Below are 11,926 nucleotides of genomic sequence, written 5' to 3'. Positions count from 1 at the left end.
GACACACGGGCCCCTCAGCCTGCCCAGCACCAGCCACAGAAAGCGAAACGGCCCACCGACTCCGTCGGCAGACCGTCACGAAAGATCGAGGTTAGGGAGTACAACTTCGCTACGGATGCTGACGGCGCCACCGTCCTCCCGCCGAGCAGCTTGCAACCCCTGGGTGACCGTCTCTATAAGGCGGTGGTCAGTAAACAGGGTCAGTTGCGATCGGAGCTGGGGCCTTTGGCGCAGGCTGCCCTGAAGGAGAAGCACTTCAACCTCGTCGAAGTCGGCACCGGCCGTGTAGGGCTGCATCCCGATACCCCCCTCACGGGCCGAAAACACAATCCAGCGATGGAGGATGCGCACCTGGCGCAGCAGATCAGGGCGCACGAATTCATTACAAATGCTGACGGCGCGACTATCCTCCCGCCGCAGACCTTGAAACCTCTGGGAGCGCGTCTTGTCAGCGCGCTGGTTGACAACAAGGGTGGGCTGCTGTCGGCACTGGGGCCTGAGGCGCAGGATGCCCTGAGGGAGAAGCACTTCAACCTCGTCGAAGTCGGCTCCGGCCGTGTAGGGCTGCATCCCAATACCCCCCGCGCGGGCGGAAGCCGCCAGGAGCCGATGACGGATCATCAGCTGGCGGAGGCGGTCAGGAACCACAATTTCGCCACGAATGACATGGGCGTCCCCATACTCCCTGCGCGAACCACCCCCCTGGGCGTGCGTCTTGGCAATGCGGTGGTCAATGGCAAGGGTGAGGTACTGTCGGCGCTGAAGCATGAGGCGCAGACCGCTCTGGCGGAAAAGAAATTCACCCTCGTCACCAGCACCGACGGCCGCAGGGTGGGGCTGCACCCCAGCACCCCCCGCACCGGCGGAACACACCAGCCGCAGGCGAGGGGCCCGCTCGTGCCAGCGGCGGCGGGACCTGCGCCCGGCGGGTCCAGGCAGCCCACCGGGCAGACCGATGTGGAGTCGGTGGTGCGCAGGGGGGCGGGTGCGCCTTCTCCTGTGCCTGGTGTTGCGCAGGCTGCGTCTTCTGTGGTTCCTGGCTCTGCTGATATGGCGGCTGCCAGTACTGTGCAGGCTTCCTCCTCCGCGGCTGTGCAGCAGCATGGTTTCTTGGGTGCAGGACGGAGGAACATCCTGGGGTAGGTGCGGGAGAGCCCCCGCCAGCCTCTTCCCCCTGTAGCCAGCTGCCCGCGTAGCGGGCTGGTCCGGGAGCGCAGCGGACGGACCCAAGGGCCCGGCACGGGCCCCAGGGCAGTGCGCAGCACTGCCTTGCCCCATACCCGCCCCGGGCGCAGCCCGGGGCCACCTGACCGGAGCGCAGCGAAGGGAAGGCGGGCCGCACAGTGGCCCGCCCGGGGCCGCACAGTGGCCCGCCTCCGCCGCCCCGGCGGCGGAGGCGGGGCCTGCGCCCGCGGCGCTCGCCGACATCGCCGCGCAGCAGGGCGTTGCCGTGCAGACCCTGCTCAGCTCCCCCCGCCTGAAAGCCGAGGGACTGGCCCTCACTGGTGGTGCCGGGATCCCCGGCCTGGGCTCGGGGCAGGCGGTGTGGAAGGTCGGCCCCGACGACGTCGACATCGTGCAGACCGTCCTCACCGAAGAGGAAGCGCGGCTCACCGACACGTCCACGCGGCGCCGCAAGGCGCAGCACGCCCTGGCCGCCGACCTCACCACCAGCGAGGAACCGGCACCGCAGGAGCAGGAGCAGGATGACGACCCGCACACGGAGCACCTGCCTGCAGCGCTGGAGCCGATCGTGCACGAGGGCACCGGCGTTGAGGCGGGGGACTGGGACTGGGAGATGCCTCCCAATGAGCCTTTTCCATCTTCAGCCTGAGCTGGCCAGATGCAGGCTGAGGACAGCCTGAACAGGGCTCGTGATGCGGGTGGTCGAGCAGCGGAGCTTGTGGAGAAGCCGCCAGGACTTGAGGGTGGCGACGGCCTGCTCGACCAGGGCCCGGTTCTTCGCGTGGGACCGGTTGACAGCCTGCTGGCCTGCGGACAGCGTCTCCCACCGGCCGCGGTAGGGAACACGGACCGTGCCCCCGGCTCCTTGGTATCCCTTGTCGGCCCAGCAGACGATGCCGGCCCCTGCGAGAGCGTCGATGACACCGTGCTCGCGGGCCGCACGGACGTCATGGACGGCCCCGGGCAGAGCGGGAGACGCCCACAGCAGCCGGCCGAACGGATCGGCGACGACCTGCACGTTCACCCCGTGCTTCTTGTGTTTGCCCGAGTAGAACGGCCGGTCGGCGGCGATGCGGTCGATTGGTAGCAGCGTCCCGTCCAGCAGGACGAACGCCTTCGCTGACGCCGCCTGGACCGCCTCGGTGAGGGCCGGGGCGAGGGCGGCCAGGACGTCGACGGCCTCGGTGATGTAGCGGTAGGCGGTGGTGGTGCCGATCCCGAACCCGGCCGCAAGCTGGGCGTACGGATGGCCGTTGCGCAGATGGGCGAGAGCAAGCAGGGCCTGCCGCCCCGTACTCAGGCGCCGCCATCGGGTGCCGAGACGTCGGCGGTGTGCCCGCAGACGAGCGGCGAGGAAGCACAGGGTAGAGCTGGACACGTCCAGCCCCGATGGGTAGACAGACATACGAAGCCTCTGGTGGGCACGGGTTCTTCTTGGTCGAAAACCCATCTACCAGGGGCTTCACCCGTCTGTCAGCCGAACTGACCAGCTCGACCCGCAGGTTGGAAAAGGCTCATTGTCCATCCAATTTCGTCGTGGCTTACAGGAGTTTGCAGTGATGGCGGGCGGGCTTCCAGCGGGCGCCAGGACGGGCCTGCGCGTCTGCCGGGCGCTCCACCGGACAGCCGCCGGGGCCTTGCCGGGAGGCCGCCGGCATCTGCCGTCTGCCGGAGTTCCGGTGGGTCCTGAAGCGGCTCCGGCAGGGGCTGCTCGGGTTGTCATCACCACGGGCACGGCGGCCCTCCGGGCTCCGTGGCGCGTGTGTGCCGCTCGAGCACGATGCGGTGAACTTCCCGGCGGCCGCGGGCACCAGGCGGCGATCCGCAACAGCGGGTGCCGCTCGCGCCCGGTGGGGCCACCTACGGTTCACCTGGCCCCCGGAGCGGACCGCTTCCTGACCAGCGTGAGCCCGTGTCCGGCACGGGGTGTACTCAGCCCGAGGCAGCACGCTTTCTGGGCCCTGCCGACTTCCCGGGCGGATCCACGGCGCGGATGGGGGTGCTGGAAGTGCGCCCCATCGGCGACGTTGTGCTGATCCGATACGCCCCGAAGGAGCGTTCTTGAAGCTGAGCGAAAAGGGTGAGGGCGCCTTGCGCATCCGAGCCCCGTAACGCGAAGAGGCCCCGTCGCCACAACGGAGCCTCTTCCAAGTCCGACTCAATCGAGCTACCAAACCCTTGAGTCGTGATCCGGTGAGGTGACCTCGCCGGGGTGATGCCCGTGGGCCCGTGGGCCCGCGCAGTCACCTATACCCAGAGTATGCGCATCAGATTGCGCAACGCCACTACTCCGGGTGTTCCGCTAGGTCACATCGCTGTTCACGGCTCCCCTACCTGGGGAGATGTACCACCGTTGCGTTACCAGCAAGACACTGCGCGTCCGGAGAAGGACGCGTCGGCGGACCTTGAGGTTCGTGCGACTTACACCAGAAAGTCGGAGTTCGCTCCGCACGTGACGATGTCCGAGGAGACGTTCTTCGGGCACGGATGGCAGCCCCTCACGATCGCCATTGTTCAGGCGCTGTGGTTCCTGCCGCCCGACCAGCCCTTCGACGTTCCGTTCCTGGTGTCCTGGTTTGAGCGGCTCGGGTGGAAGGGCGCGAACGGCAAGCCGATCGGAGCGAACGTCGTGCGCCGGGAGCTGGGCCTGCTGCGCGAGGCCGGCTACGTCCAGACCCACCGGCTCCGGGGCGAGGGCGGCAAGGCCGTCGGCATCCACTACACCGTCTCCCAGCGCCGGACCGACCAGCCAGAGACCGGATCCTGGATTCCCGCTCCCGATGATTACCGCAGCTCAGACCACATGTCACCAATGACCACACGTGGTGAATCACCACATGTGGCCGATGGGCAAAACCCCAGCTCAGACCACATGTCACCAATGACCACATGTGGTGAATCACCACATGTGGCCGATGGTGCAAAACCGCAGGTCAAACCACGTGGTACCAATGGGCTTCACCCCCCACACCCCCCGGAGGAGGAGGATTCCTCCTCCCCTACCCCTCCCACGCGCCCCACGGGGTCGCTCCCGTCACAGCGGGCGGAGGGGCCGGAGTTCTCCCCGGAGGAGACAGGCGCAGCGGTGGATTTCCTGCAGCAGATGCAGCGCTGGCAGGCGGGCGCTGCCACGGCGCGCAGCTGCGCGCCGAAGCTGCTGCGAACGATGCGTGAGCAGGGCTGGCCGTCGCTGGTGGGTGCCGATGCTGGGTACCTCGCGCTGCTCGAAGCCGAGGTGCTGAAGAACACCGGTGGCGCGGCGTCTTGGACCAAGTGCCTGCCCGGGTGGGTGCGGGACCTGCGCCGCTATGCGCTGGTGGCCCCGCAGACGACGCCTGCACCGGCCAGCAGTCTGCGGCCGGCTGTGGCGCGTGGCGTCATCGATGCCTGCTCCGCGTGCGATGAGTACGGCTGGCTCCTGGACGACGACGACTCCGGGCCGCAGCGGCGCTGCACGCACCCCGGCGTCACCCGCAGCGGTGTGGAGGTGGCCAAGTGACCACGCAAATCCTGGACCAGGAACAGCAGGGGCGGGCCGTGTCCGTGGACGCGGAGCGGCGTGCTCTGGGCGCCTGCCTGTTGGCCACCCCGGCCTATGACCCGGTGGCCGATGTGGCCCGCGCTGTGCGTGAGGGCGACTGGTACGAGCCCGCGCACGCGCTGGTGTGGTCGGCGGTGCAGCGGTTGCACGGGCATAGTCGTCCCACGGGCGTGCCCGCGGTGGAGGCCGAGTTGCGCAGCGCCGGCGCTCTCGAGCGCGTGGGTGGCCCGGCCGGGCTGGCCCAGCTCGCCAGCAGCGCCTGCTCCCCCGGTGAGGCCGGGCACTACGCCGACCTCGTGCATGGCTACGCCCAGGTGCGCCGCTACCAGGAGGCGCTGGTGCGTGGCATGCAGGGCGCCCGCATCGCGGACCCGCTGTCGGTGCCGGACACCATCGCTGCGCACCAGGCGGAGCTGGAGTACCTGACTGCCGACGATGAGGATGACAGTTTCGGGCGGTTCGGCGACGGCCTGGACGCGCACCTGGACAGCCTGGCCGTGTCCGTCCCACCGTCTGCCATCACCGGGTTCACCGACCTGGACGCCCTGATGAAACTCATGCCCGGCCAGATGACCGTGGTGGCCGCGCGCCCGGCGATGGGCAAGTCGGCGTTCGCGCTCGGCGTGGCCACTGCCAACGCACGCAAGGGTGGTCCCTCGCTGGTGCACAGCCTGGAGATGGGCCGGGCAGAGGTCAGCAACCGCATCCTGTCCGCGAGGGCGCGGGTGGCATTCCATCACCTGCGTGACGGTGCCGATAGCCTCCAGCAGGAGGACTGGGACCGCCTCGACCGCTTCACCCCCGAGCTGCGGGAACTGCCGCTGTGGATGGACTACAGCGCCCGCGTCAGCCCCGCCCGCATCCGCTCCCGCATCAAGACCATCGTCCGGGAGACCGGCCGTGCGCCGCTGGTGGTCGTGGACTACCTGCAGCTGATGCAGACCGACCAGCGCAACAGCAGGCAGTCTCCCTACGAGCGCGTCACCGAGATCAGCCGCGAACTGAAGATCCTCGCGTCCGACACCGGAGCCGTGATCATCGCCCTGGCGCAGCTCAACCGCGGGCCCGAGCAGCGGCAGGACAAGCGCCCGCAGGTCAGCGACCTGCGCGACTCCGGGGCCCTGGAGCAGGACGCGGACAACATCATCCTGCTGCACCGCGAGGACTACTACGAGCCTGAGTCAGAGCGAGCCGGGGAAACCGACCTCATCGTCGCCAAGCACCGCAACGGACCCACGGGGACCGTGACCGTGGCTCACCAGTTCCACTACAGCCGCCTGCGCGACATGTCCGGTGAGGAAGAACCGCCCCGCTAAGCGCCCTGGAAGCCGCTGTGCGGCGCGATCACGGCTCGGTCGGGCAACTTCCCCGGCCTGGCTGTGATCGTCCCGCAGCGGCCCACACAGCCGATCATGAACGGAGGTGCCCACGATGGGCATCGTGGACGACGGCCTGAACAAGGCCGTGCAGCAGGCCTTCACCCGCCCCATCCCCAAGAGCGCGGGCGCGCAGATGCGCTACCTGGTCAAGCAGCTCAAGGGCACCCGCGCCGTGGCTCAGCAGCTCGGCATCTCGCAGCGCACAGTCGAGCGCTACCTCAAAGACCAGATCCGCCGGCCCCGCCCCGACCTCGCCCAGCGCCTGGCCGACGCCGTTCAGACGCGCTGGCAGCCGCGCCTGCGCGCCCAGGCCCGCAAGCAGGCGGCCACCAGCACGGGCGTCGTCATCGACGTACGGGCACGCTTCGGGTTCACCGCCGCTCCCGGGACCACCGATGACGCCCGCCTGCGGCACATCACCCTGGCCCTGCCCCCGGCCCACGCGGCCCGCCTGTTCAACGCCCAGGACGCCGGGGCCAGCGAGCAGCAGCTGCGCGACATCGCGGGCCAGGCGCTCGGCGAGGTCTACTTCCGCGACGGTGGCCGCCGCGCCCAGGGCCTGGACGTGGAGTTCACCGACATCGAGCAGATGGAGTTCGGCCTGTAGCCCTCAGACAAGCTTGAGGGCCGCAGGCCTTTCTGTCGCCAGATAATTCGCTGGACGGAATCTTCCTGTCTCAGAAGTCTCGAAATTCTTCTGCGTACCACGAAGGCAGCTTACGATGCTCCGCAGTCTCGAACACGCTGATTGCTGCCTGCACAATAAATTGACGGCAGAAGCCAAGCTCTTCCTGGGTGGGTACATGACCGCTTCCCTCAGCTCTTTGCGCTACTTCGACGTCTCGCTCTTCTTTATGCGACCAGAACTCGCGAATAAGCCGCTCGAACCGCCGATACTCATGAATGTCCAGCCCTAGGGTCAAGATGCGCACAACCTCCTGCATATCAACAGTTGCTTTATGCAGGTCCTCGATCTGACGTGCAACCTTGTCCCCTCGCATGCGATCATTGGGCTGCGCAAGCGCACTTCTGAGGTTGTTGGCAAGCCAGGGATCCTTCCGGAGCGTGCTGCCGAAGCCGCGTACGCCTCGCCCATCGAAGAGGGTGTAGAAGGCCCGGTTAAGGATCACCATCGCCAATGATCGGGATCCGTCTCTCTCTCGTTCACCGGCTTCCCGCACTAGGCGGCGCACCGGCCCCTGAGGAATCACCTCTGCCATATCAATGGCATCGAACGCAAGACCCTGGAAAACCCTGGGGACATTGTCGTCAAAGAAGCTGGAAACGTCTGCTTTCACCTGGTCCAAAACGTCAGGTGAGGGCATGTTTCCTGCATGCTTGAGCCCGTTACGGTGATCATTCAAGCGACGCATCCCAGCGACCCCACTCAAATGCACACCGTTCGGAGCCTTTTTGAGGCGGTCCCAGTAGTCAAGGAAGCTCGTCTTCCTGTCAAGCTGGACCCGTAGGTGGTCACCAGCCAGAACGAGGAAGAGTTCCACGGCGTCGTGGAGGAACAGCAGCGCGGTCGCGTTCAACGGTGCTGGCAGTCGGGACTGTTGAACGCCTTGCTCGTACACGAGCCGCAGGAAAGCCAAGCGCTTTGCTGTCTGTGGATCAAGAGCGGTAGTCACGACGATTCCCCCTATAGCGCTGGGAGTTCACCGTACCGGGCGTCAAGCTGCACGTGCGACGCACGTCCCAGACCGCACTCACGCCCGGGACGCAGCCAGCCACGAACAGGGCGAGGTCGTGTGAACCGCTTGGCAGATCAGCGAAGGATCGGCCACGTGCTGGTTGACCGGATGCAATCCCGGCGCCGGCAGGCGAGCCCCTCGCCCCCTAACAGGTCATCTCATTTGGCCGGGTAGGCTGCTGCCGTGGCGGGGATTGTTGAGCGGCTGGTGCCGGATGAGCTGTGGGAGTTGTTCCAGCGGGTGGTGCCGGAGGCGCCGTCGCGGCCGCAGGGTGGTGGCCGGCGTCGTCACGGCGACCGTGAGGTTCTGGCCGCGATCGTGTTCGTGGCGACGTCGGGCTGCACGTGGCAGCAGCTGCCCGCAACGTCGTTCGGCCCGTCCGGTGCAACGGCCCACCGCCGGTTCACCGAATGGACCAAGGCCCGTGTGTGGGCCAAGCTGCACCGCCTGGTCCTCGACGAACTCGGCTCCCGCGGCGACCTGGACTGGTCGCGGTGCGCGATCGACTCGGTCAACATGCGGGCCCTGAAAAGGGGGACCTGACAGGTCCGAATCCTGTCGACAGGGGCAAGTACGGCTCGAAGATCCATCTGATTACCGAGCGGGCCGGTCTGCCCCTGTCCGTCGGCATCTCCGGCGCCAACGTCCACGACAGCCAGGCCCTCATCCCGCTAGTGAAGGGCATACCTCCGATCAAGTCCCGGCGCGGACCCCGCCGCCGCAAGCCCGCCAAGCTCCACGGCGACAAGGGCTACGACTATCGCCACCTGCGGCAATGGCTGGCACAGCGAGGCATCCAGCACCGCATTGCCCGCAAGGGCGTCGAGACCTCACAGCGGCTCGGCCGACACCGCTGGACGATCGAACGGACCATGGCGTGGCTCATCGCACGGGTGTCGTTGTCCAGGTGATTGCTGCTTGTTGAGGTGGCGGCTCTGCCCCGTTTGTGCCGCCGCCGCGGCCGCCGTCACCGACCGCCTCGGTGTGCACCGCAACACCGCCCAGGCCGCCCTGACTCAGTGCCGCGCGCAGAGGATGGCCGATCTCATGGAGTAACGTGCGCTCTCCGCAGCACAGGCCGCCACAGCGCTCGACTATCCGGCCAGCCAGACCCGCCGCGACGGCGTCCATGCCGACGCCGTCAGCAGACGGTCGTTCAGGTGGCCGGGTGAGGCGAAGGCGTCCCCACCGGGCCCGTGCAGCGTCGGCGGTCAGCTCGTGGGCGTGAGCGGGTGGAGCCGTCGCGTGTCGCTGCGGCTGCGCCGGGTTCCACTGGCCCGGAGACTGAGGATGTTCTGAACGGCTTGCAGAGGAACGACAGCGACTTCACCCGCTGCCGCGTGAGCCGTTCACCGCGACCTTCGGCACCACCCGCCGGGTCACCTGGGAATCGACGATCTCGGTCGAAGCGGTCCGCTACTCGGTCCCGCACGAACTGATCGACACACGCGTCTGGGCCCGTTTCCACGGCGACGAGCTGATCGTCACCGCGATCGACGAGGACGGCTCGGCTCGTGAAGTCGCCCGTCACCGCCGCGGCGAGCCCGGCAGCCCGGTCCTGGACGACGGCCACTGCCCGCCGCGCGAGGACAAGGAAGCCGACCGCACTCCAAGAGCGAGCTCGGCCGAGGAAGCCGCGTTTTTCCAGCTCGGACCGGGTGCTGCGAGCTGGCTGATCGAGGCCGGAGCGGTCGGAGTCCGCCGGATCAAGGCGAAGATGGCCGAGGCCGTCGCCCTCTCAAAGCTCTACTCGATCGCGGAAGTGGACCGCGCGCTCGGCACCGCGGTCACCGCCCGCTTCGCGGACAAGGACCTGATGTCGATCCTTGACTACCAGTCCGTCCACGGAATCACCGAGCCGGTCCGCCGCAGCGAGACTCACTCGCTGCAGCCCGGCACCTCGGCCTGGTCCGCCCTCGGCGCCCCGGCCCCGCACGCTTCTGATCTGTCCGAGCACGACGAAAGCGACCTCGTCTGATGGCCACCCCTCTTCGCACCGTTCCCGCCACCAACGGCGACCCGCTCGCCGAGGCCATCGAGCTCACCAGCGGGCCAACCTGCACACCCGCCACAAGCGGGCCGGGTTCCCCACCGGCAAGACCTTCGGCGACTGGCACGAGAACAAATCTTCCATCCCCAGGGCCACCCAGGACGCGCTCAAAAGCCTGGAATGGTTCGGCCGCCGCGAGAACTTCTGCATCTGCGGGCCCTCGGGGACGGGAAAGTCGCACTTTACCGAGGCTCTCGGGCAGACCGCAGTCGAGGCCGGCCTGACCGTCGCCTGGTTCACCATCGAGGACCTCGGAGCCCTGGTCCGCCGCCACCGCGCGGACGACTCCATCGCCCGAGCCCTCGCCAAGATTGTCCGTTGGACCTGATCATCTTCGACGACATCGGACTGCTGGTCCTGCACCCCGTAAAGATCATTTTGAGCCAGAAGCCAGCCATCGACGTAGCCAGAAGGGCACCGCTCTCAGTTCCCAGACAGGAGTCCCATGGGTATCAACGTAGAGGCCGAATATACTTTTCCTACCCGCATCGACGGCGTTGATGATCCTGATGCATTCCGTGAAACAACCCTCGCCCGCGGCCCTTTGGGTTTCACGCTTAAAGCTGAAAGTAAAAAGGCGTACGTCGACGCTTCGGATAATCTCCATCGGTACGCGCCGAGAGACATAGATTTCGAAGAAAGCTTGATTATCATCCCAGAGGTTACGAGCGGAATTATGCGGGTTCTGGATGAGGAGCGTAATAGACCTTCAATCCAAGAGTCAATGCATCACTATAGAAGCCTTGAACATGCCCTGCACGCAGGGCTTCAGACCGCCTCAGAACCTAGACTTCCCCTTTGCCTTCCGGGCGAGTGGACGCCAACATCTGATGGCCGGGAGGCAACACTGGGGCAGGCCCTCATAGGCGGAGAGAGGACGGCTCACGTTCACTACAACGTGGGCATTCCTCTCGCCTCCATTCCGGATGCACTTACCTCAATTCACTCCGGAACTTGGCGGTCCATGGAAACTGGCATCCCGGCGCGGGAAATCCTCCATGCTGCTATAGCATTTGGGCAGCATGAGGCAGCAGAGTATTTTCGTTTTCAATCTTCCTCGGATCAGGGAGGAGGCTTGCCTGCTCGACAGGTAAGCGCGGCCTGCTCTCTTCTGTATGTGGCAACCGCATCGATTTCTTCCTGGCAACATTGTGGCGGGTCGCCGAAGAGTTACGCTGCGATCCTCCCGCGGCAGAGCCCATCAGAACTACTTGCGTCGTGCACGCCGGAAGCCAGAAATCATCTCGCCAACCACGTAGAGCGGATCATAGAAAACATGAATAATTCCGTGCGGCTGGAGGTGAACAACCTTAATCCGAGCTTGAAGCACCCTGTCGCCCGTCCGACATCGCTACCGCTCCGCGGGGATGATCGATATAGCGTAAAGGATTTTCTTGAAAGTGGTTTGAAGAAAACGAGGCCAGAAATATCCATGCGCGATGCATTCGGAGACATGTTCACTCTGCCGTCACTCGACACCAATGAAGGTCGGACGAGGCCGATGGTTGTACTTGAAGTCCGCTCCTACGGAGGCCGGCATCTGACAGCGACTCAGGTTGCAGAAAATGTGAGTTCTCTGGCCGCAATGGCGCGGTCCGCGTACGACCACGACGGGCTGGTTCAACTGCGCTATCAGCAAGCCAATATGGCACTGGCGGCAAAGAGCCATCCGACACCGCATCCCCCAGTCGATTCCACGGTCCGCCGTCCAACCCCTGCATCACACGCCGCACAACAGAAGGCGCAGCCCAGGAGCGCACGGCTCAGCTGACTGCAGCGAACTACCTGGAACGGCACCCCGAGCGGCTTTAACTGATCATTTCAGAATGAGGTCCGCAGTCGTCTCAAGCAGATGATGCTGCAGGCGAGTTGGAGCAGGCCGAGGTGGGGGTCGGCGCGTATCTCGTAGCGGATCCGGAGTCGTTTGAACTGGTGGAGCCAGGCGAAGGTCCGCTCGACGACCCAACGGGTCTTGCCCGGGCCGGAACCGTGAGCCGTGCCTTTCCGGGTGATCTTCGGTGTGATGCCGCGGGTCCGTAGGAGACGGCGGTACTTGTCGTAGTCGTAGCCGCGG

At 66.3% G+C, this 11,926-nt stretch carries 8 protein-coding genes and 4 pseudogenes; 9 read left to right on the top strand and 3 right to left on the bottom strand.

Annotated features, from left to right (window positions below):
- Together ACH4C6_RS34925 and ACH4C6_RS34920 are read left to right on the top strand one after the other, a co-directional pair.
- Positions 1 to 1,143 (top strand): annotated as a pseudogene (locus ACH4C6_RS34925) (hypothetical protein); the annotation flags it as partial.
- Positions 1,144 to 1,450: 307 nt separating this feature from the next.
- Positions 1,451 to 1,834 (top strand): hypothetical protein, encoded by a 384-nt coding sequence (locus tag ACH4C6_RS34920; protein ID WP_398112663.1) that lies wholly within the window; start codon positions 1,451 to 1,453, stop codon positions 1,832 to 1,834.
- Here ACH4C6_RS34920 and ACH4C6_RS34915 read toward each other — a convergent pair.
- Positions 1,826 to 2,590 carry an IS5 family transposase gene (locus ACH4C6_RS34915; RefSeq protein ID WP_398112662.1) on the bottom strand — a complete coding sequence of 255 codons (765 nt, stop codon included), beginning with the start codon at positions 2,588 to 2,590 and terminating at the stop codon, positions 1,826 to 1,828. The two genes, ACH4C6_RS34920 and ACH4C6_RS34915, sit on opposite strands and share 9 nt — an antisense overlap.
- A gap of 1,047 nt (positions 2,591 to 3,637) precedes the next feature.
- Here ACH4C6_RS34915 and ACH4C6_RS34910 point away from each other — a divergent pair.
- The 3 genes from ACH4C6_RS34910 (at position 3,638) to tpg (ending at position 6,712) form a co-directional block, all read left to right on the top strand.
- Complete coding sequence (locus ACH4C6_RS34910) at positions 3,638 to 4,684, top strand: hypothetical protein (protein WP_398112661.1); 1,047 nt, start codon at positions 3,638 to 3,640, stop codon at positions 4,682 to 4,684.
- On the top strand, positions 4,681 to 6,042 hold the full coding sequence (locus ACH4C6_RS34905) for a replicative DNA helicase (protein ID WP_398112660.1): 1,362 nt from the start codon (positions 4,681 to 4,683) through the stop codon (positions 6,040 to 6,042). The genes ACH4C6_RS34910 and ACH4C6_RS34905 overlap by 4 nt, the downstream gene beginning before the upstream one ends.
- Positions 6,043 to 6,157: 115 nt before the next feature.
- The gene (tpg, locus tag ACH4C6_RS34900; RefSeq protein ID WP_398112659.1) at positions 6,158 to 6,712 is read left to right on the top strand and encodes a telomere-protecting terminal protein Tpg; all 555 of its coding nucleotides are present in this window, start codon (positions 6,158 to 6,160) and stop codon (positions 6,710 to 6,712) included.
- Between the two features lie 70 nt (positions 6,713 to 6,782).
- Here the strand turns inward: tpg and ACH4C6_RS34895 are convergent, their stop codons facing one another.
- Positions 6,783 to 7,739: a hypothetical protein gene (locus ACH4C6_RS34895; protein WP_398112658.1), complete on the bottom strand. Its 957-nt coding sequence runs from the start codon at positions 7,737 to 7,739 to the stop codon at positions 6,783 to 6,785.
- Positions 7,740 to 7,985: 246 nt separating this feature from the next.
- Here ACH4C6_RS34895 and ACH4C6_RS34890 point away from each other — a divergent pair.
- From ACH4C6_RS34890 to ACH4C6_RS34875, 4 genes and pseudogenes are all read left to right on the top strand, one after another.
- Positions 7,986 to 8,686: pseudogene (locus tag ACH4C6_RS34890) on the top strand (IS5 family transposase); the annotation flags it as partial.
- A 413-nt stretch (positions 8,687 to 9,099) separates the two neighbouring features.
- A pseudogene (locus ACH4C6_RS34885) lies at positions 9,100 to 9,780 on the top strand (Mu transposase domain-containing protein); the annotation flags it as partial.
- Positions 9,780 to 10,206 (top strand): annotated as a pseudogene (locus ACH4C6_RS34880) (ATP-binding protein); the annotation flags it as partial. The pseudogenes ACH4C6_RS34885 and ACH4C6_RS34880, both read left to right, overlap by 1 nt.
- A gap of 91 nt (positions 10,207 to 10,297) precedes the next feature.
- Entirely contained in the window at positions 10,298 to 11,623 is a 1,326-nt protein-coding gene (locus ACH4C6_RS34875) for a hypothetical protein (protein WP_398112657.1), read from the top strand.
- Positions 11,624 to 11,673: 50 nt separating this feature from the next.
- Here ACH4C6_RS34875 and ACH4C6_RS34870 read toward each other — a convergent pair.
- Positions 11,674 to 11,926, bottom strand: a 253-nt coding sequence (locus ACH4C6_RS34870) for a transposase (RefSeq protein ID WP_398112656.1), incomplete at its 5' end; no start/stop codon positions are given.

It is taken from the genome of Streptomyces sp. NPDC017943 (assembly GCF_044328425.1).
GTDB lineage: Bacteria > Actinomycetota > Actinomycetes > Streptomycetales > Streptomycetaceae > Streptomyces > Streptomyces djakartensis_A.
This window is presented reverse-complemented; position numbering and strand designations above follow the sequence as displayed.

Excerpts from the sequence above, each read along its gene's own strand:
- tpg (WP_398112659.1), top strand. The coding sequence starts at position 6,158 with ATGGGCATCGTGGACGACGGCCTGAACAAGGCCGTGCAGCAGGCCTTC.
- ACH4C6_RS34875 (WP_398112657.1), top strand. The coding sequence starts at position 10,298 with ATGGGTATCAACGTAGAGGCCGAATATACTTTTCCTACCCGCATCGAC.
- ACH4C6_RS34915 (WP_398112662.1), bottom strand. The coding sequence starts at position 2,590 with ATGTCTGTCTACCCATCGGGGCTGGACGTGTCCAGCTCTACCCTGTGC.